Here is a 21,431-nt window from a genome sequence, read left to right on the forward strand (position 1 = left end):
TATGTCAAATAGTTTTAAATTGCTGGTGATTGGGAATCCTCACAATTCGATAGCTTTACTGTAAGCAAACTGTTTCGAAACCGACTATGCTGAAATTGTTCATTACCGACGACCATGAGTTATACCTGGAAGGATTGACATTATTACTGAATAAACAGGAAGGTATTCAAGTTGTAGGATCTGCGTTGACAGGAGAAAGCCTGCTGCGGCAACTGCCTGATCTGGATATCGATATTCTGCTGCTGGATGTGCATTTACCGGATATTGAGGAAGAGGACCTGCTTAAGAAGATCCGCTCCCTGAGGCCTCAGTTAAAGATATTATACCTCACTATCATGCGTGGCACCCGGTATATTCATAAGCTGGTAAAATATGATGTACAGGGCTACCTATTAAAGAATTCAAGTATTGATGAGTTGAAAACAGCACTGGCAGCGATAGGCGGCGGTGAAAAGTATTTCAGCAAAGAGATCAATATTCTCGATACAGATCAGGATTTTCGTCATACGATCACTATTGAGGACAAGAAGGTCGATGAAATTCTTTCCAGGCGCGAAATTGAGATTCTCACCCTCATCTGCAAGGAGTACAGCAATTCTGAGATCGCCGAAAAACTCTTCTTAAGCGTGAGCACCGTTGAAACCCACCGGAAGAACCTGATCGCTAAACTGGGAGTCAACAATACGGTGGGGCTGGTTAAGTTCGCATTGAAAAACAAGCTGATAGATTAAATCTACCCAAACACCAGAATTCGTTATCTTGCCGCGGTAATCTGATAATCAGTGAAATATTGGTTACTGGCGCTGTTCCTGTTCTGCGTGTTCCCTTATACTTATGCCCAGGTCGACACCACTCGCCTGAAGGCAGTGTATGACCGCTGCCTGGATTTTTCGGAAGACAAGGAAGATTCCCTCCTGTATTATGCCAGCTTTATCAAGCAAGAGTCTGACCGCCTGCGTTTTGAAAAAGGCGATGTGCTTTCCCTTCGTCTGAAAGGCATTTACGAAGAAATGAACAGCAACTATCCTGCTGCTATTCAATTCTACCTGCAATCACTGGATGCTTCGCGCAAACTTACTGATGTCGCTTATGAAAAAGCCGCTTTAAGTGATCTGGCCATCGCCTATGCCAATCTTAAAGAACCGCATAAGGCTAAATACTTCTACCTGCAAGCGGCCCGAATTTCGAAAGGCTCGGGCGAGGTATACGATCTCGTAAATACTTATAATAACCTCGCCGTTATTTATACCCAGCTAAAGCAATTTGACAGTGCCCGGTTGTTGCTCAATGAAGCCGTTCGCTTTGGAAAGCCTTTTGAGAAGGAGATCGACCTTTCCAGCACGTACAACAATATGGGCAACCTGTATTGCCTGGAAAAGAATTACGATCAGGCCCTGGTGTATTTCAGGCGTAACCTGCAGCAGCACCAGGCAGGCGATAATCCCGGAGACCTTTGGGTAGATGTGCTGAACCTGGCTGATGTATACAGTGAGAAAAAGCAGTTCGACTCCGCTGGCAAATACGGGGAACTTGCCCTAAAAATGGCGCTTGAGCTGGATTCGAAGGGGAAGGAAGCCGATACGTATGGTATTCTTTCGAAGCTGGCTGAGTACAAGGGTGACTACCGGACGGCCTATAGCTACCTCAAAAAGTGGTACACGCTCGATACAGCGATCCTGAATGATGATACTTATTCAACGGTAGCCGAGTTGCAGGAACGCTTTCATGCGAAGGAGCGGGAAGTGGCCAATCAGTTATTGAAGGGACAGATCGAAAAGGAGTCGTTGCGTTCGCGGATTGCCACCATCCTGGCCATTGCGCTGGCCATTATAGGGATACTGATCGCGATTGCTTTTATCATCAAGCGGAATGCCAACAGGAGGTTGAAAAATATCAATGACCTGATCGTGCAGCAGAACGAAAAGCTGGAAGAGTTGAACTATGAGAAGAACTCGCTGATCAGCATTGTTTCGCATGACCTGAGCACTCCCTTTACGACGATCCAGGTGTGGGGGCATGTGTTGCAGGCTGAGCCTGGCAAACTAACAGGCGACCAGCAGCGGGCCATCAATAAGATCATGCAGGCCAGCAATAATGGGGAGGATATGATCCGCCGAATCCTCGATGTGGAACGGAAGGATATTGCCGATCACCGCATGTTGCTGGAAAATTTTGACCTCACCATTTTTGCTGAAGAGGTGATCGAGAATTTTAAGCCGATGGCAGCCAGGAAGAGTATTCAATTGCATGCTGACATGCCAGAGAAGAAGTTGTACCTGCTGAGCGATAAGCAACTGGTGTCACGCATTTGTGAGAACCTGCTTTCGAATGCCATTAAATATACACCCAAGGGAAAGAATGTATGGATCAGCATCAGCGAAGAGCAGGATGCTGTGAGCATTAAAGTGCGTGATGAAGGTGTGGGCATTGAAAAAGACGAACTGCCTTACCTTTTCTCCAAATACAGCAAGATATCTTCGCAGCCCACCAACGGTGAGGCATCAAACGGCCTGGGTTTATCGATCGTTAAGCGCATCGTTCAGGAGATCAATGGTAAGATCTTCTGCGAGAGCGAGCCGGGCAAGGGATCCCTTTTTACCGTCGTGCTTAAGAAATAAGAACTTACTACCGGGTATTTAGCGAGGGCGCAGCGGGCGATAGATGCGGCTTTTGCAGGGTTTTGATAAATGCCTGCTTTGTAATTATTTAGCTGACAATAACTACCGCTTAAGAAATAATTGCTTTTTGTGTTGTGGTAATTGCTTTATTTTGCAACACAGTAGCAATAAACTTGAACCTGCATCTTCCCATATTCAGGCGTTCGCTGGCTGGCGTTTTACTGGTGCTCTTTGCTTTCAGTATAATGCCCAGGAAGGCATTGCATGATTTTCTGGTAAGCCATACGGATGGGGTTACGACTGTTAAGTCGGACGTGGCTCAACTGAGCAAAGCAGGTTTCAATTGTTCTGTTCAAAACCTGGTTGCGGAATCTCCTTTCGCTGCCGTGCATCAAACGATCGATCTTCCTTTTGCGCAGGTGCATTTCCTTGCTACGTGCCCTTTCTATTGCGAGGTGCATACTTCCCCTGTTTTCTTTTATACCTTGCGCGGCCCGCCCGCTATCGGTTGATGTTGTTTTCGTTTCATTCATGCGTTAGGCGTGAATGGTTTGAGGCTATTTCACGATGGCCGATGTGTACGATTTCTCTATTGATCGATAAATTAATTTATGAAACAGCTTTCTATCTATATTCTTTTCGTTTTGGGGAGTGGGTTACCTGCCCATGCTCAATCGAGTTCGTTATCTGCTACATTACCTGCTTCTTCTTCTACTTCTGTTGACGAAAATGTGTCCTTTACCGGTAAAGTTAAAGACGCCAAATCGGGCGAGTTGCTGGCTGGTGCTACTATTCAATTCCCTGACCTGAAGATCGGTGCTACCACCAATCAGCAAGGTGTATTTCGTTTACAAAATATCCCTACCGGAAAGTACCTGGTGGAGGTGAGCTTTGCCGGTTATGCTTCGATGGTGGAGACTGTTAGCTTTTCGGGTAATACTGAGAAAGATTTCAATTTATCACGGTCATATGCTGAAAATGAAGCGGTGACGGTTACAGGGGTGTCATCGGCTACATCGGTAAAACGCACACCGGTGCCCGTGAACATCATCAAGAAGGAAGAGTTGCTGCGGGGTGTTTCTACCAACCTGATCGATGCGTTGAGCAAGACACCCGGTGTGAGCCAGGTGTCGACAGGTCCTGCCATTTCCAAACCCTCCATTAGGGGCCTGGGATACAACCGGGTTGTGGTGGTGAACGATGGTATCCGGCAGGAAGGGCAGCAATGGGGGGATGAGCATGGCATCGAGATCGACGAATATAATGTTACGAAAGCTGAAATTCTAAAGGGGCCGGCTTCTCTGATGTACGGCAGTGATGCGCTTGCCGGAGTGGTGAATATCATTTCCATTTTGCCGGCGCCGCAGGGCTCCATCCGGGGTAATGTTTTCGGTACCTACCAGACCAATAACCGGCAACGTGGTTTGCATGCCGACATTGGCGGCAATCAAAATGGATTTGTTTGGGGCGCTTATGGTTCTTACAAAGCCGCTGCCGATTATAAGAATAAGTATGACGGTTATGTGTTCAACTCCAAATTCAATGAAAAGGACTTTGGGGGTTATATTGGCCTCAACAAGCATTGGGGATACAGCCATCTGTATGTGAGCAACTTTGATCAGCATGTTGGCCTGGTGGAAGGTGACCGTGATGATGCTACCGGCCAGTTCCTTAAACTGGTTGACAATAATGGCAGTGAGGAAGAAGCCATTGCTGCGGGTAAGGACTTTACCAGAACCGATCCGTTTGTGCCCCGCCAGCGCATCCAACATTTCAAGGTGGCTGTAGATAACAGTTTCAATCTTGGCAGCGACCGGCTTTCTGTGCTGGTGGGTTATCAGCGCAACCAGCGCCAGGAGTTTGGCAATGTACTTGATCCGGAAGAGAAAGAATTGTATTTCGACCTGAATACTGTCAATTATAATGTTCAGTACCATTTTGCTGAAAAGAACAACTGGAAGATCAGCATTGGGGTGAATGGCATGCAGCAAAGGAATGTAAACAAAGGGGCTGAGGCGTTAATCCCGGAGTATTCTTTGTTTGATGTGGGTGGTTTTGTCTATACGCAAAAACGTATCAATCAGCTGACCTTAAGCGGCGGTTTGCGTTTTGATAACCGTTCGATCGATTCGAAAATGCTGGCGGATGGCGCCGACGTTAAGTTCGAACCGTTTACCAAGAACTTTTCGAATGTGTCGGGTAGTGCCGGGTTGAGCTATGAGGCGAGCAAAGCGGTGACGCTGAAGCTGAATGTGGCGCGTGGTTTCAGAGCACCCAGTATTCCGGAACTGGCGAGCAACGGAGCCCACGAAGGAACGAACCGTTATGAGTATGGGGAGCGGGACCTGAAATCGGAAACCAGCTTCCAGGTAGACGGTGGCGTGGAATTGAATACGGAACATGTGTCGCTTGCGGCGAATGTGTTTTACAACGCTGTCCGGAACTTCATCTATTATCGCAGGTTGCAGTCGGTTGCCGGCGGCGACTCTATCCTGTTGGATGGTTCGGATGAGCTGTATGCTTTCCGGTTTGATCAACATAATGCCCGGTTGTATGGCGCTGAACTGAACCTTGATATTCACCCACATCCGCTTGATTGGCTGCATATCGAGAACTCCTTCTCTATTGTTCGTGGTACGTTGAGCGAGGAGCAGGATGGCAGTAAGAACCTGCCTTTTATTCCGGCGGCGCGACTGATCAATGATGTAAAAGCGGAGTTCGCTTCGAAGGGAAAGTTGTTCAGGCATGTTTTCATCAAGGCAGAACTGGACAATTCTTTTGCCCAGAATAATCCCTTTACCGGCTATAATACCGAGACCAGTACGCCGGGCTATACCCTGCTCAATGCGGGGCTGGGCGGTGATGTGGTGAGTAAGGGTAAGACCCTGTTCAGCCTATACATTGCGGCGAACAATCTGGGTGATGTGGCTTATCAAAATCACCTGAGTAGATTGAAATACACTGCAGTAAACAATGTAACGGGGCGGACGGGTGTTTATAATATGGGCAGGAATTTCAGTGTTAAGCTCAATGTGCCTTTGTCGTTTACCAACCTGTAAGGGTAGGGCACATAATAATATGCAGGCTGATTCGTTATTATTGTGTGTTACTAACCCATTTCTTATATGATTGTGGGCCCTTCGGATCTCCGGAGGGCTTTTTTATTGCCGTTAGTTGATGGGTGACTCGCAGCTGTCTTCTTGTGGATATACCAGGAGATGAGCAGTACGGTATGTAATGACGTTGATACACAGCACCAATAGAAATAGCGGAACTCGGTATCGGCCTGGTAGATGAAGAACTGGGGTAGCAGGTATAGCAGGGACGATAACGCCAGGCACTGGGTTGCGGTCCTGAACCTGCCAGCCGGCAGTTTTAGTGTAAGCAACAATTGCACTACCGGCAATAGCAGCCAAAACCATGGCTTCATGAACGGCAGGTCTTTGTTGGCTTTGATGTACGTGGTATAGGCCCGGAAAACGGGTGTTTCCTTCAATTTAAATCCGTAAGGATTTGTATGTATATAAGGGTAGAAATAGTAGAAGGTGGTATCGGGCCTTTGTTTGAGTTGCAGGTAATACAGGAAGCCATCGAACCTGTTTCTGAGGTAGGTGGCCTTGTTTTCGAGGATGGCTTTTTCCCAATGGTTGATCAATACTTTTCTGGATGCTTCGTCCAGCGGGGCAAACATGGTGGTAGCGCCATTGATCCACCAGAGGTTGTCGAGGGTGGCGGTGGTAAAGCGTTGCCTGATCAGGTTGGTGTCGAATGCCGGGTAACTGGTTACGAATGCGGGGAAATAGGATTTGCCGGTTGTGACGTATATGCCGGCGATGTCGTGTGCCATCAGTTTATACTCGGGATAGGTTTTGCGGGGCTTCAATACATACTTCGTGATGGTTGAATTGATGATCAGCAGGCCGGTCAATGCCAGCATCAGCCACGCTATCTTTTTCGAAAAGGTGCCTGTATAGATATTCTCTACCCACAAATAATACAATGGTATGGAACCAGGCAGGGCATTGATGCGCACCATGGTGCCGTAGGTGATGAGCAGGAAGGTTATGACCACTTCGGTCTTCGACATGGTCCGTGCCTGGTAATTTGCCCGCAGTATGATGGTGACCGCCAAAAGCCAGCAAAAGGCCATTTGGGTGTCTTTTACGATCAATCCGGCAAAATTCTGCACATAGGGCGCCAATGCAAAGAGGAGGAGCAGTGCGATCAGGGGGAGTGATTTTCTGCACCAGGTACTGGCGATGAGGTAGAAGCTGGTCCAGAGCAGGGCGAGTTGCATGACCAGCATCAGGAGGGGACCCTTGTAAATAAAGTTCAAGAGGCTCCATACGCCAGCCATGATGGGTGGATGCCAATCTGTATAGCTGAAATGGATGGATTGGGTATACTGATCGACCGAGTCGATATATAGGAAGCCGGGGTAGCAGGCGACGAGGTCGAGGATAAAGCCTGTGAATGATATGGTTACTAAAAGGGCCTTGTTCAAAAGGATGCTTATATCTGCGTAATTTACTTCATTATCGTATTATACACGGTAGGATATTGCTTTAGGGGCCGTCCGGTACAATGGAGAATGCCGGCTGGTCGTTTTTGCAGGCAAGATTGTATTTTAGTATCAAATTATGGCTATGGAGCTTTCGATTACGACCCCTGCTTTGTTGTTTCCTGCTATCTCATTGTTGATGTTGGCTTATACCAACCGGTTCCTGGCGTTGGCAAGCCTGATCCGCAACCTCCACGATAAATACCAGAAGGATCCCAATCAAAAACATATTGTACACCAGATCCGCAACCTGCGTACGAGGATCCGCCTGATCAGGTCGATGCAGGCTTTGGGGGTGTTGAGTTTTATGTTTTGTGTGGTATGCATGTATTGTATTTTCCGTAACTGGACGGATGCGAGCTACCTGATCTTTGCGATCAGCATTGCTGCTTTCATGGCCTCATTGATCCTTTCGCTGCTTGAGATCTCCCTGAGCACAAAGGCGCTGGAGCTGCAGTTAAGCGATATGGAGAAGGAAACGCGTGTCAATTTCTTTACCGATATCCTTGGTACGCGCGACAGCCGGGAGGAGGATCCCTCCTAATGGCTATGCTTCCTTTTTGGAGACCGGTTTTTTTGACTGATAGTCAGGGTCGTATTTGACAAAGAAATACAAGTAGATGACGCGGCTCAGGCGCATGAGCCAGGGCTGCAGGAATATAAGGAGGAATATATTGGTGCCCAGCCAAAAGAAGAAGCGGTTATCGCTGGTGGACATACCGATCAATACAAACCAGGCTACGAAGGTTGTTACTGAGAGTGCCACCGACAGGGCGTAGCTGACATATCCGGTTCCATACCAGAATCCTGGCTCCAGTTCATAGGGTTGGCCACATTCGGCGCAGGTTTGGGGCATGTCAAATACCTTCTTCAGGTTCCAGGGGTTGTTGTTTTTGAACATGGGCCCCCTTCTGCATCGTGGGCATTTCATGGTAAGCATGCTCCAGATATAATTTGGCTTGGACGGTACTGGCATAGGTGCAAAGATATGCTATGATGCAAAAAGGTTCAAGGCTGTGTGACCGCCCTGAACCTTTTGCTGCGAAATATTATGAATACTTGTTAAGCTGCCAGTGTTTTCTTCCGTTCTCCGATCTGCTGCCTCCACATGGCATAATAGAGTCCTTTTTCTTCCAGCAATTCTTCGTGTGAGCCTGTTTCTACGATCTCTCCTTTTTCCAGTACATAGATGCGGTCGGCGTGCATGATGGTGGAGAGCCTGTGCGCAATGAGTACAGTGATCTGGTTGCGCTGGGAAGATACCTGTTTGATGGTATTGGTAATCTCTTCTTCGGTGAGTGAATCGAGTGAAGAGGTGGCTTCATCAAAGATCAACAGGTGTGGCTTGCGCAGGAGGGCCCGGGCGATGGACAAGCGCTGTTTTTCGCCTCCGGAGAGTTTCAAGCCTCCTTCGCCGATCATGGTGTCGATGCCTTTTTCGGCGCGCGCCAGGAGATTGGTGCAGGCCGCTTTTTGTAATGCATCTACCAGGTCTTCATCGGAGGCCTCGGGACGCACGAAGAGGAGGTTTTCTTTGATAGTGCCTGCAAACAACTGGGTTTCCTGTGTTACAAAACCAATCTGGCTGCGAAGGTCATCATAGCGGATGGCTGTTTCATCTATCCCGTTATAGAGGATTCTGCCTTCCTGAGGGCGATACAGGCCAACCAGCAGTTTCATCAGTGTCGACTTACCGGAGCCGGACGGCCCAACGAAGGCTATGGTTTCACCAGTTTTTACCGAGAAGTTGATGTTATCGATGGCTTTTTGCTGTGCCGTTAGGTGTTTAAACCCGACAAACTGGAAGTCGAGGGTATCCATATTGCCGAGATGCCTGGGTTCGATGGGCTCTACCTCGGGCTGTTTTTTCATGAGGGTTTCGAAATTGTTGAGCGATACTTCGGCTTCGCGATAAGAAAGTATGATATTACCAATTTCCTGCAATGGGCCGAAGATAAAGAAAGAGAAGATCTGCATGGTAACCAGTTCGCCGCCGGTCATTTTGTTGTGGTATACCAGCCACATCATAATAAAGAGGATCACCTGTCTCAGGGTATTTACGAAGGTGCCCTGGACAAAGGATACGCTTCTGATGCGTTTGACTTTTTTTACTTCGAGGCCCAGTATCTTATAGGTGTTCTTGTTGAGCCGACCTACTTCCTGGTCGGTAAGCCCTAAGCTTTTTACCAGTTCTATATTACGCAGTGATTCGGTGGTGGCACCTGCTAAAGCAGTTGTTTCCTTGACAATGCTTTTTTGAATAACTTTTACCTTTTTGCTCAACAGGTTAGATATGAACATGAGCAGGCCGATCCCTCCGAAATAAACAATGGGCAATGACCAGTGGATCCTGACGGCAAACACGGATACGACCACGATTCCAATTACCACCGTGAAGAGGATGTTGACGAAATAGGCGATGAACTTTTCCGTATCACCCCGCACTTTGGTGAGTACGGACAGGGTTTCGCCGCTACGCTGGTCTTCAAATTCCTGATAGGGGAGACGCATGGCCTGTTGCAGGCCATCGGTGAAGACTTTAGCGCCGAATTTCTGGACTACGACGGTCATATAGTAATCCTGGAAGTTCTTGGCTATCCGGCTCACCATGGCTACCGATATGGAGCCAAGGAGCAACGGCACAACACCCCATTGCTTGTCGGTAAAGGTGAACAGGAAGGCATGCCAGTCGAATTGTCCGGGATGGTTGCGGTGATAATCGGCGAAGTTGACGAGCTTACCAAAGATGACAGGATCCATCAGGGAGAACCCGATATTGATGGCTGCCAGTAATAAAACAAGGAATACCAGCCATTTATGTGGCTTTAAATAAGTCAGTAATATCTTCATAGCTATTTGATGCTTGGGGAATTAGGAATTAACCGGCAAAGGACCTTGAAAGTTCAAATTCCATACAATTTCGGAAAAAATGGCAAGATGGCAGTTGCTAAAGGTGTAACTGTGTGGGCTGGTGGGTAAGCTTTATTTGGATGGGTGCAAGAGAGGGGGCGCTGATTGCTTTAATTGTTTTTCGTTGTAGCAGTTTACAAAGAATAATTCATAGGCATTGACTATCCGGTCCCAGTTGTAGGTGTTCTCTATCTTTTGCCGGTTGTTGTTGCGCATCGAAAGATTGCCATCGTTTTTAGACAGATTTTCCGCATAATGACGAATGTCGCCGGCGGTTTCGAAATAATACCCATCGGTTTCCAGCACGGACTTGTTGAATACATTATCCTGGGCAACGATCAGTGCGCCGCTACCCATGGCTTCCAGCAGTGAAGGGTTGGTGCCGCCTACTGAATGACCGTGGAAGTACAGGTTAGAGTAATAGATCAGGTTATTGACATGACTTTGGTTGAAGATGGCACCTACGAAGCGGATCCGCCGGTCTGTGGCATACTTGCCGGTTAGGTATTTCCCGAACTTGTTGCCGGTATTGCCCACGACTATGAAATCCTGTATGGCCCGGGATGCATGATATCCATCCAATATTGTTTCAATATTGTTTTCGGGTTCCATACGAGCCATCAGCATATTGTAGCCATACAGTTTGAGCTGATAGATTGCCGGAATTGTTTCGTCGGGCTGATTGAAGGGCGTGGCGCCATAAGCTATATAAACCGGCTCTACCTGGTATTTCTCTTTGAGGTATGATTGTATGTACGTAGAGTCGGCTACAAAATGGTCGCTGTACCTGATGGCCAAATGTTCGGCGTACTGCAGGAATTTTTGAACGGGCGCTGCGTATTTAGTTCTTTTCCATTCCAGTCCATCCATATTGGAAATGATGATTGGCGATGACGGATAGAGAAAGCCCCATACTGAACTGCTGGTGTATCCCAGGAAAAGCAGTACATCGAATTTTCGTTTTCCTGCATCCCGGACACAATTGAGGTCATAGATAAATTGGCCGGCTGTACCGAGCAGGTGTTCGGGATCGTAACAATGCAGGATGTGTACGCCCTTCCACCTGGTTTGCTGGTTGCTATGATTATGGGAGTTATAAACGAATACTTCGTGTTCTTTTTGCGCAAGCCTGGTCGACAGGTGTTCTGCAAAGTATTCAAAGCCGCCATAGTTATTGGGGATGCCACGGGTCCCTATTATGCCAATGCGTAGTTTCATGTGATATTCAATACCTGCCTGTACGCGAATAATGTCTTTTCGGCTGCTTTGTGCCAGGTATAATGGGTAATTATTTTTTCCTGCAATGCTGCAGGAGCAGGAGCGGTTGCGGCCAGGTGGATGGCGTTACGGATTGAATCGGGCGAGTTGGGATCACAATAAAAGGCATAATCCTCAAAGTACTCCCGCGTATATCCTTTATCTGTTATAACGATATTACATCCCATGGCGGCTGCTTCGAGGGAGGAAAGTCCGCAGGTTTCGAACCAGCTGGGTAGGACATGGACGGTTGCTTGTTGGTAGTATTTGATCAATTCCGCTTGTGGAAGGTGATCGATAAAGGTGATATTGGGGCCGGCAATTTCCTTACAGTTGTTGTAGTAAGCCTGTTGATTGGGTGCCGGATCTCCTATGAGCAAGAGCCTGTACGATGAATTGTTGATAGCCTTAATAAGGTTCAATTGATTCTTGATGCCTTCGATACGGGCTACACAAAGGACTAGGTTGGGGTCTTTGACCGCATCCTGCTCCGGTTTAAAGAGAGCTGGTGATACCCCATTGGGTACGATGGCGAACTGATTGCGGACTTTGTATTGTTGCCGCAGTGCATTTTGCTCAAGCATGGAGTTAGGGAGCAGAAATGCGCATTTTTTCAGGATCAGCTCAATGCTTTTTTGTTGTCCTTTCAGTAGATAAGCGGCTGAGATTGACCGGTCGGTCCTATTCAGCCACCTTGCTACCACCTTTAGGTATTCGATGGTGTTTTGTGGAAGGTGTCGCGATATCCGGCCTATTATTCCGCCTCTGTATGTTTTATCAAACAGGCTGTAATTGACCAGGATAGGGGATATAACATAGGGCATTGTAAGGTGGCCTATATGGGGTAGTATATCGGCTGGCCTGGTAAGGTTGAAAAAATGCAGCAGCGTATATCTGTTATAGTCAATACGCTGATTGGCCGGTAGTATGACGACTTCGGTGCCGAGTTGTCTGATTAGAGCTGCGGTGTTGACTACCTGGTGGGTATCGCCTCCGATAACCGTAAACAGAGTTGATCTTACTATATACGCTACTTTCATAAGAACCCTTATCCCTAATTCGGAGAAGGGGGCCCCGGGGTTGCTTCCTATTGCTTGATTTTTACCACTTAACGCAGGGGCTGTTGTGTGTTGGAGAATTGCTAAAGCCTATATATAAACTGGCAGGTTTGATTTGTTTAATATATTTTTGCGCAACCTGTGTAGTGGCAGGAAATATGTGGTTTTTGGTGTATATGTGCCTGTGTTTGAAGGCTTTGTTTAGATTCCTTTCAAAATTTAATAACTATCCATTCGTTTAAAGCGGGTATATGGAAAATCAGGACAAAAAGAAAGTTCCGGGTAGTGATAATGATGTAGACCTGGGTACATTATTCCAACTAGCTGGCAACGGTTTCAGCAAGTTGACCAGCTTCTTCCGGCAATTGTTTATCGGCTTTGGCAACGGTATGCTGTTCATGCTTATTTTCCTGAAACGCCGAATGTGGTGGATTTTGGGAGCTTTACTAATCGGTTATGGTTGGGGTACTTATCAGAATTACAAGAATGGGGTGAAATATTATTCGACAATGACTGCCCGCTTTCATTTGGGGAGTACGAAGGCGTTATATCACACTATTGACTATCTGAACAATATGATCTCTGCTGGCAGGTCCAATGAACTTGCCCAATTATTATCTATATCAAAGGAAGAAGCTGCGAGCTTGCGGGCGTTTGAAGCGGAAGCGATCGTTGATGAGAAGGAGGTCAGCGACTTATACAGAAAGCAATTTTTGTCTTATAACCGCGGACAGTTTCTTCGTACGGATACTTTTTGGACCCGCGTCATTCCTTATAAAGATTTCAAGGCCGGGTTGACAAAGTTTGACTATCCATTGCAAGAAATTAGTGTTGTAAGCACACAGATCGATGTGTTTCCAAAAATACAGCAAGGTTTCATTAATGCTGTAACATCAAACGGCGATCTGAAGAAGAATCTTGCGATCAGCCAAAAGATCCAGCTTGAGGAAGAGGCCGCGATAGTGGCTTCGTTGCAGGGCCTGGATACATTGCGAACGGTATATAACGAAAAGCTCAGGAAACTGAATAAAGAGGATGGTGGTGCAACAACTAATGTCAATTTATCGGATAAATCGTCTAGCAGAGCAAGTCCCGAACTGGAATTATTTGATAAGCTGATGCAACTAAAGGATGAGCTGAAGTTGTCAAGGCAGCAGGAAATGAGCAATACAGTACTTGTGCAGGTTTACGCATCTTTCAGTGAAGTTGGGAGAAAATCGAATATCCTGAGGCAGGGTGCGGTAACGACCGCGTTACAGGCACTTGCTTTACTATTTGTGATTTTCCTAATTTACGAAATTTATAACATTACTGGATATTACGAAAAGAAGCAGAAGTCCAATCAGGGTTAGTTTATGTGGTAAAGCTATTGATAACAGAAAAGAATGATCAAGTCCACCATCCAGGTTACGTTATTTTCTCTCCTTGGTATAGTTATAAACTTTATCATTCAAATACTTCTTGCCTATTTTTTCGGGGCTTCTGAGGAAAGAGATGCTTTTTTTGCTGCTACATCCGTTCCTACCTATATCAATGTCATTATTAGCGGGTCATTCGTTGTCGTATTCCTTCCACGACTGATTGATATTGGCTTCAGGAAAGAGAAAGACCCAGGTGTATTTATTAATAATATGATCACTTTTTCTGTGGTGCTGTTATTGATAATTGTTTTGCCAATCGTTCTCTTCTCAAAAGGTATTGTTTCCCTATTGTTCCATGGGTTTAATACAGAAAAGATAGACCTGACTGCGAAATTGCTGATCGTCCTTTCACCAACCCTGATTTTTCAAGGGCTTGCGAATATCCTGGTTGCTATCTACCATTCTAAAAAAGTGTTCCTGAAGCCTTCCTGTTCATTCCTGATCGCTCCGGTCACTACCATTCTTGTTACTTATCTTTTTAAGAGCCAGTGGGGCATCATCAGTGTGGCGGCCGGTAGCTCCGCTGGCTGGTTATTCACTTTCCTGTATTTACGGTACAAAGCCGGTATCCGTTACAAGCCTAATATGTCATCCTTATTCCAGGATCGTGATTTTCAGCTTTGTTTAAGGCAGTCCATGCCCTTGTTTTTGGGCAGTTTTATATATCGTGGAAGTACCGTGATTGAAAAGATGGTTGCTTCCAGCTTTCCTGCCGGTGTAATTTCCTATTTGGGTTATGCGAGTGCGATCGTTACGACGCTGAGTTCCGTTACGATCAACGGGGTCGCTACGACCATGTTTCCACTACTTTCTGAGGCTTGGTCGGCCAGAGATATGGAAAAGTTCAGGAAGTTCTATTCTGATAGTCTGAAGGTCATCTTTATCCTGTGTGTACCAATCATGCTGATAACTATTGTATTTAGTAAGACCATCATTGCAATTGTCCTTGAGCGTGGAGCCTTCAATAGGCAGGATACGCTGGAAGTGAGTCGTTTGCTGGCTTTGCTGATGGGAGGATATTTTTTTCTAAGTATCAATACTATTCCCGGAAGGTTGTTTTATATCACGGGTATAACGCGTGCGGGGCTCATCAGCGCTATCGTGGAAGTTGTGATCTATACAGTGCTTTGTATATTGCTGAGCAGGATTTTTTCATATTATGGGATCGCTTATGCGCAAATAATATCTGTGGCTAGTGCAACTATTTTTTCCTGGGTGATCCTACAGGTCAAGTTTCAGGTTTTGCAGATTGGCCCCTTGTTTCGTGATATGCTGAAGATAGCGTTTTGCGGTTTCTTGTCATTTTTGTTGATGTATTCATATAGGATTTGGTTCGACGAGCAAACATTTTTGATCATGTTAATTTTCGGGGGCTTTGCCGTAGTGGGATATTTCTTTTTGCTTTCCTTGTTATTGAAGGATGTTGCCCGTTTGCGCATTCTGATAGTAAGTAAGATCCAAAATTTAATCCCGGCCAAATGAGTATTAGGGAAAGAGTAAGGGCAATATTAGTGCCTGCATTTAATGAGTATTAAGTTGTTGATTTATAGCGTTTGTAAAAAGTTATGGTGGAGCTTCGGCGAAAGCCCACACGATAAAACATATAATAATGAAAAAAGAAGTAGTTCCTGGAGTAGAGGTAATTCTTGATCAGGATAACACTATTCCCTTATGTCACATTATCAGGGCTGCCTATAATCCGGCAGGTACGGAATTCTTTACTCCCGATGTGTATTCTCAGCAATTGGGTATCATCAAGTATCCCAAGGGGGGAAAGATCAAGCCACATTACCATAATAAAGTTACCCGCGAGGTTCATTACACACAAGAAGTGCTGGTGATCCGAAAGGGAAAGCTACAGGTTAATCTTTTTGATCATAAACTGGAGTTTATTACAAGTGTAGTTTTGTCCCAGGGAGACGTTATTTTGCTGGCGTCCGGCGGGCATGGTTTTGAGATGTTGGAAGACTGCGAGATGCTGGAAATCAAACAAGGCCCTTATAACGGTGTTGAAGCCGATAAAACCCATTTTTAACATGATTCTTGTAAATGAACCGTTGCTTGACGGGAATGAGAAAAAATACCTGGTTGAATGCATCGATACCGGCTGGATCTCCTCTGAGGGGCCGTTTATAAAGGCATTTGAAGAGAAGATGGCGGCAGCCGTAGGGAGAAAGTATGGCATTGCCGTAAGTAATGGATCTGTAGCCATCGATGCGGCTATCGTTGCACTGGGAATAGGGAAGGGTGATGAGGTAATCATGCCTTCATTTACCATTATCTCCTGTGCTGCTGCGGTCGTCAGGGCAGGTGCCAAACCTGTATTGGTGGATTCTGATCCCCTTACCTGGAATATGGATATCGATCAGGTAGAAGCAAAAATCACCTCGAAGACCAAAGCAATCATGGTTGTTCATATTTACGGGCTACCGGTTGATATGGATCCAATCTTCGCGCTTGCCGAAAAGCATGGTTTGAAAATCATCGAAGATGCTGCTGAGATCCATGGTCAAACCTATAAAGGACGTCCTGCAGGTTCGTTGGGTGATATCAGTACGTTTAGTTTTTATCCTAATAAGCATATTACTACTGGCGAAGGAGGGATGATCATGACTGATGACGAAGCCTTGGCCAATAAATGCCGATCGCTCCGCAATCTATGTTTCATCCCTGAAAAGCGCTTTTACCATGAAGAGCTTGGTTTTAATTTTCGAATGACGAATATGCAAGCGGCTTTGGGGCTGGCTCAGTTGGAGCGATTGGATGAGTTCGTGGTGAAGAAACGACGAATGGGGGAGCAGTATACTTCTCTGTTACAGGGGGTAACGGGTATTCAGTTGCCTTTGGAAAAGACACCCTATGCGGAGAATATTTATTGGGTATATGGTATTGTTCTCAATGACGATATCCCATTTGACGCGTTGGAGGCAATGAAACGATTGGGGGCGGAGAAGATTGGAACCCGACCCTTCTTTTGGCCAATGCATGAACAACCCGTGTTTCATAAAATGGGATTATTCGTGAATGAAAAATACCCGGTGGCTGAGCGTATGGCCAGGAGAGGTTTTTACGTGCCCAGTGGGCTTGCGTTGAAATCCGAGCAAATCGATACCGTGAGCGCGGCTGTTAAGAAAATGTTATCTAAATAGTACTATGAGCACACAGCAGTTTGATACCTACGCGAAGTTTTATAATTTATTATATAAGGACAAGGACTATACTAAAGAGGCGGAGTATGTTCATCAATTGATCAGCAAGCATTGTCAAAAAGACCGATCGGCTGTTTCTTTGCTGGATCTTGCCTGTGGAACAGGCAAACATCTGTTTGAGCTTTCTGCATTGGGATATGAAAACCTGCATGGAAGCGACATTGCCAAACCGATGATCGATGTTGCCGTTGAACAATCGGGCCAATCGGGGAAAGATATCAAATTCCACAACTATTCCTTCCAGGAGGCGCATAATATTCCTGGAAAGTACGATGTGGTCATTTCTATGTTTTCGGCTGTTAACTATTTAACCAGTTTTGAAGATCAACTCAAAACATTCAAAAATATTCATGGTTTGTTGGCAGAAGGGGGCATTTTACTTTTTGACTTTTGGAATGGAAATGCCGTTACGCGTGATTATTCGCCCGTTAAGGTGTTGCGTAAGAAGGATCAATCGGCTGAAATTGTCCGGGTTTCAACCACAGAAATTGACCTTATCAAACAAAGTGCTGCGGTGAAATTCAACTGCCAGTATTTTGAGGGTTCACAGCGTGTGGATGAGTTCGAAGAGGTTCATCACCTTCATTACTATTATTTTTCCGAGATGTTCAACCTACTGAAAATAGCAGGGTTCAGCCTCGTGCATGTATCTCCCTTTCTGGAACCCGACCAGCCAGTAACGCCTTTTGTCTGGAATATCAGTATTGTTGCTCAAAAGAGTTAATTCGTTGTATGCGTGTAAGGATTGTTAGTTATGAGGATATCAATGCGTGGATACTGGGAAAATTTGCCCGGCGCTTACGGGAGGAGCTATTGAATCTCGGCGTGGAAGCTGATATCGGCTCTGAGCCTGATCCGAAGGCTGATATCAACCACCATATCATATACCTGGGTTATGATGAAGCGAAAGCGACTGCCGTAGACACGCTCATGATCACTCATATTGATGATATCCGAAAACTTAATTTGTTAACCAGCCAATTGAAGGTAGCCAAGGCAGGCATTTGCATGTCGGCGCCGATCATGAATGAGCTGGCATCAGCCGGATTGCCAGCCGATAGGATACTTTATATTAGTCCTGCCCATGATGGAGTGATAAAACCCCGTAAAATCGTTATTGGCATTACCAGCAAAGTACAGCCCGATGGATGCAAGCGCGAGTATTTGGTAGAACAATTATTTGATCATATATCTCCTGATGTATTTTCCCTGTCGATCATGGGAGCTGGTTGGGATAGCATTGTTGACCGCATCAGGCGAAAGGGCTTCGAAGTCGTGTATCACGATGAGTTTGAGTATGACACTTACACGAAGCTTGTGCCCACTTTCGATTATTACCTCTACACTGGCCAGGATGAAGGATCGATGGGATTCATCGATGCGCTGGCAGCGGGTGTAAAGACAGTGGTTACACCACAGGGATATCATCTGGACGCACCCGGAGGCATTGTTCATGCCTTTAATGAAATTGAGGAATTGAGGGCAATTTTTGATCGCATCCAGGCCGAAAAGCAAGCTCTGCTGGACGCTGTGAAAACCTGGAACTGGAGGGATCATGCCATTAAGCACATGGAGGTGTGGGAATACCTGCTGACCGGTAAAAAGGCACAAAGTCAGTATGCAGACGGCCTTAACAGTATGCTAGGCGAAAAGCAATTGCTCACTGCTGATGAACTTCGTCGGAGAAAGAATAAAATGAGGACCGGAATGGTTCGCCGTATGCTTTTTAAGTTGAAGAAACTACGTGACCGTGAGTTTATGAAGCGGAAGATAAGTGAGTTGTTTACTGGCAAAAAATAAACCGTATTATCGGCCTATGTCGAAAAAGAATGTATTAATAGTTATCAATCAATTACACAGCGGCGGGGCTGAAAAAGTGGTGGCGAGTTTGAGTCGCGATCTTGCTCCTCTCTACAATATTCATATAGCGATATTTAATGACCTGGAGGATATAGGATATCCGATTCATGGCCAACTTATCAAAATCAATCTTCCATATTCTTCAACTGCCAAAAGCAATTCGACCTGGGCACGGGCTATCAGGTTTTATTTATTGATCAGGCAACTACGGAAGATCAAGGTGAAGTTTAAGATCGACGTAGCCATCAGTTTCCTGGAGGCATCGAACATTGTAAATATTCTGAGCAGGAAGCAGGAGAAAGTGTATGTGAGTGTAAGATCCAACCTATCGGAGGAAATAGGCAGGAATAAGCAGGTAAGCATCTACAGAAAGTTTGTCAAGAAGTTATATAATCGCGCCGACGGCGTTGTAGCACCTTCCCGTTCTCTTTCCGAAGATCTCATTCAAAACTTTGGGGTTGAACAGTCTAAGATATTTGAGATTCAGAATTACCTCAATATGGATCAGATCGCCTCGCAGCAAGAAGAGCGATTGGCATATTCGCAGTATGATGTTATTTTCCGACATCCTGTCCTGATCAATGTAGGGAGATTGCATCCAGCTAAAGGCCAGGCTTTTCTATTACGCGTTTTGAGAGAGGTTAAAAAGACCCATCCCGATGTCAAGTTGGTGATCCTGGGGGAAGGAGATTTAAAGGGTACCATATTGCAAGGGTGTGAAGAATTAGGATTAAGGGCAGCTACTTCAGATAAGTTGTTGAAGGAAGGGGCAGATGAGGTCGCCAACTTTGATGTTTACCTTCTGGGGATGCAAAAAAATCCCTATCAGTTTCTTAAAAAAGGCACTATCTTTTTGTTCCCCTCCTTGTATGAGGGATTTCCCAATGCGCTACTGGAAGCTATGGCGGTAGGTTTGCCTGTGGTGGCGGCCGACTGTAATTCCGGGCCACGTGAGATACTTGCTCCTGAAACCGGATTGAAGGAGAAGGCTAACAGTGTGGAGATCACCAAGTACGGATTTCTGATGCCCCCTGTTTCGAAAGACAATATGTACGATTTTACCGCAGGCAATGAAGTTGAAGGTACTTCAGTCTGGGCAAAGGTGATCGAAGACCTTTTAACGGATACTAAAATGCTTCAGCATTATTCGGAACAGGCAAAAGGACGGGCAAAAGACTATAGCAAATCCGTCATCATTGAAAAGTGGAATGCACTCGTTAGCAGATAGTCAGCACGCTTTACTCTAATATACACATTTTGAGGATATTGTTCATACATAACAGGTACATGCAAAGTGCTGGTGGCGAGGATACGACAGTGCAGGCAGAGGTGGATTTACTGATATCCCGCGGGCATAATGTAAAGGTGTTGCTGTTTGAGAATAGTATTAGTCACGGGTTAAAAAGTAAGCTAGTCGCAGGTTGGCAATCTATTTATAACAGGACATCGGCTGCTAAACTAAGCGTCGAGGTAAAGCAATTTTCTCCGGATATTATTCATGTACATAATTTCTTTTTTGTAGCGTCTCCTGCTGTATTTTGGGCGGCCCGTAAACATAAGATACCAGTGGTGGCCACCATTCAAAATTACCGGCTCATTTGCGCCAACGCACTGTTGTTGCGAGATAACCAGGTTTGCGAACTTTGTGTGCATCACTTGTTCCCCTGGCATGGTATAAGGCATAAATGTTATCATCACTCTGCTGTTGCAAGTGCCATGGTGGGTGCCATGAGCGGTATCCATAAACTGATCGGAACCTGGAAAAAGAAAGTGGACGCGTATATTGTGCCTGCGCAGTTCATTGGTAACAGGCTGTTGGACTCGTCGTTACAGTTAAAAAGAGGTCAGGTGAAGGTGAAAAGAAACTTTATCGATGATCCGGGTTTTAGTGGATTCGACAATAGAGAGAATTTCTATTTATTTGTTGGAAGGCTTTCGGCCGAAAAAGGTGTCAAAGTGTTATTGGAGAGTTTCAAAGACCTAAACGTGGGAGAGGTTGTTATAGTGGGTGATGGTCCAGATGAGGAGATTTTGAAACGTGAGTTTGGCCACCTGGATCATGTTAAGTTTGCAGGCAGAAAGGCGAAGGGGGAAGTAATTGCGTTAATGAAGGCGTGCAAGGCGCTCATATTTCCTTCAATCTGGTATGAAGGGTTGCCTTTGACAATCATTGAAGCTTTGGCGACCGGAACTCCGGTGATCGCATCAGCCCTTGGGGCCATGACGGAAATGCTGTCCGAGGGAGATGGCGGATTGCTTTTCGAAGCGGGAAATGTCGGGCATTTAAGGCAGGCGATAGAGAGCTTCGAGAAACTGGGCGATGCGGGGCGGCAAGCGATTGGTGAAGCAGCGCGGAAAATTTATCAGGATCGCTATCACCCCACTGTTTGTTACCAACAGATTATAGATATTTATACAGGGGTAATCAATACCTCGAAAAATAAAGTATCATAAAAGTATGAATAATGAAGGGACTATTTCGCCGACTTTCCACCTTAGGGTGCGCAAGGTCGTCGTATTGTTCCTGCTCCTGGCTA

General features: G+C 45.9%; 18 protein-coding genes. 13 read left to right on the plus strand and 5 right to left on the minus strand.

What is annotated here, in order from left to right:
* The first annotated feature begins 86 nt into the window (after positions 1-86).
* From P2H89_RS03375 to P2H89_RS03390, 4 genes are all read left to right on the plus strand, one after another.
* Positions 87-731: a response regulator transcription factor gene (locus P2H89_RS03375; protein ID WP_275825087.1), complete on the plus strand. Its 645-nt coding sequence runs from the start codon at positions 87-89 to the stop codon at positions 729-731.
* A 51-nt stretch (positions 732-782) separates the two neighbouring features.
* Entirely contained in the window at positions 783-2,618 is a 1,836-nt protein-coding gene (locus tag P2H89_RS03380) for a tetratricopeptide repeat-containing sensor histidine kinase (protein WP_275825088.1), read from the plus strand.
* A gap of 173 nt (positions 2,619-2,791) precedes the next feature.
* Positions 2,792-3,130: a hypothetical protein gene (locus tag P2H89_RS03385; protein WP_275825089.1), complete on the plus strand. Its 339-nt coding sequence runs from the start codon at positions 2,792-2,794 to the stop codon at positions 3,128-3,130.
* A 99-nt stretch (positions 3,131-3,229) separates the two neighbouring features.
* Positions 3,230-5,677, plus strand: coding sequence for a TonB-dependent receptor (locus P2H89_RS03390; RefSeq protein ID WP_275825090.1), 2,448 nt, complete (start codon positions 3,230-3,232; stop codon positions 5,675-5,677).
* Between the two features lie 62 nt (positions 5,678-5,739).
* Here P2H89_RS03390 and P2H89_RS03395 read toward each other — a convergent pair whose 3' ends face one another.
* Positions 5,740-7,122 carry a hypothetical protein gene (locus P2H89_RS03395; RefSeq protein WP_275825091.1) on the minus strand — a complete coding sequence of 461 codons (1,383 nt, stop codon included), beginning with the start codon at positions 7,120-7,122 and terminating at the stop codon, positions 5,740-5,742.
* 142 nt (positions 7,123-7,264) lie between these two features.
* On the opposite strand from P2H89_RS03395, the gene P2H89_RS03400 reads away from it, so the two are divergent.
* On the plus strand, positions 7,265-7,723 hold the full coding sequence (locus P2H89_RS03400; RefSeq protein ID WP_275825092.1) for a DUF2721 domain-containing protein: 459 nt from the start codon (positions 7,265-7,267) through the stop codon (positions 7,721-7,723).
* 3 nt (positions 7,724-7,726) lie between these two features.
* On the opposite strand, the gene P2H89_RS03405 is transcribed toward P2H89_RS03400, so the two are convergent.
* The 4 genes from P2H89_RS03405 to P2H89_RS03420 form a co-directional block, all read right to left on the minus strand.
* Positions 7,727-8,080, minus strand: coding sequence for a DUF983 domain-containing protein (locus tag P2H89_RS03405; protein ID WP_345799358.1), 354 nt, complete (start codon positions 8,078-8,080; stop codon positions 7,727-7,729).
* 161 nt (positions 8,081-8,241) lie between these two features.
* Complete coding sequence (locus tag P2H89_RS03410) at positions 8,242-10,029, minus strand: ABC transporter ATP-binding protein (protein ID WP_275825094.1); 1,788 nt, start codon at positions 10,027-10,029, stop codon at positions 8,242-8,244.
* Between the two features lie 132 nt (positions 10,030-10,161).
* Positions 10,162-11,307, minus strand: coding sequence for a DUF1972 domain-containing protein (locus tag P2H89_RS03415; RefSeq protein WP_275825095.1), 1,146 nt, complete (start codon positions 11,305-11,307; stop codon positions 10,162-10,164).
* The gene (locus P2H89_RS03420) at positions 11,304-12,386 is read right to left on the minus strand and encodes a glycosyltransferase family 4 protein (protein WP_275825096.1); all 1,083 of its coding nucleotides are present in this window, start codon (positions 12,384-12,386) and stop codon (positions 11,304-11,306) included. The genes P2H89_RS03415 and P2H89_RS03420 overlap by 4 nt, the downstream gene beginning before the upstream one ends.
* A 269-nt stretch (positions 12,387-12,655) precedes the next feature.
* On the opposite strand from P2H89_RS03420, the gene P2H89_RS03425 reads away from it, so the two are divergent.
* The 8 genes from P2H89_RS03425 to P2H89_RS03460 all read left to right on the plus strand — a co-directional run bounded on the left by P2H89_RS03425 (position 12,656) and on the right by P2H89_RS03460 (position 21,348).
* The gene (locus P2H89_RS03425; RefSeq protein WP_275825097.1) at positions 12,656-13,756 is read left to right on the plus strand and encodes a hypothetical protein; all 1,101 of its coding nucleotides are present in this window, start codon (positions 12,656-12,658) and stop codon (positions 13,754-13,756) included.
* Positions 13,757-13,789: 33 nt separating this feature from the next.
* Positions 13,790-15,307, plus strand: coding sequence for a lipid II flippase MurJ (locus tag P2H89_RS03430; RefSeq protein WP_275825098.1), 1,518 nt, complete (start codon positions 13,790-13,792; stop codon positions 15,305-15,307).
* 127 nt (positions 15,308-15,434) lie between these two features.
* A complete protein-coding gene (locus P2H89_RS03435; protein WP_275825099.1) occupies positions 15,435-15,860 on the plus strand; it encodes a hypothetical protein in 426 nt (141 codons plus the stop codon).
* 1 nt (position 15,861) lies between these two features.
* A complete protein-coding gene (locus P2H89_RS03440) occupies positions 15,862-16,974 on the plus strand; it encodes a DegT/DnrJ/EryC1/StrS family aminotransferase (protein ID WP_275825100.1) in 1,113 nt (370 codons plus the stop codon).
* 4 nt (positions 16,975-16,978) lie between these two features.
* A complete protein-coding gene (locus P2H89_RS03445) occupies positions 16,979-17,758 on the plus strand; it encodes a class I SAM-dependent methyltransferase (protein WP_275825101.1) in 780 nt (259 codons plus the stop codon).
* Positions 17,759-17,766: 8 nt separating this feature from the next.
* Entirely contained in the window at positions 17,767-18,834 is a 1,068-nt protein-coding gene (locus P2H89_RS03450) for a hypothetical protein (RefSeq protein ID WP_275825102.1), read from the plus strand.
* Positions 18,809-20,122: a glycosyltransferase gene (locus P2H89_RS03455; protein ID WP_275825103.1), complete on the plus strand. Its 1,314-nt coding sequence runs from the start codon at positions 18,809-18,811 to the stop codon at positions 20,120-20,122. The genes P2H89_RS03450 and P2H89_RS03455 overlap by 26 nt, the downstream gene beginning before the upstream one ends.
* A gap of 59 nt (positions 20,123-20,181) precedes the next feature.
* Complete coding sequence (locus P2H89_RS03460; RefSeq protein ID WP_275825104.1) at positions 20,182-21,348, plus strand: glycosyltransferase family 4 protein; 1,167 nt, start codon at positions 20,182-20,184, stop codon at positions 21,346-21,348.
* Positions 21,349-21,431 lie beyond the last annotated feature (83 nt).

Origin of the sequence: Paraflavitalea sp. CAU 1676, assembly GCF_029223285.1 — a bacterium.
Lineage (GTDB): Bacteria > Bacteroidota > Bacteroidia > Chitinophagales > Chitinophagaceae > Paraflavitalea.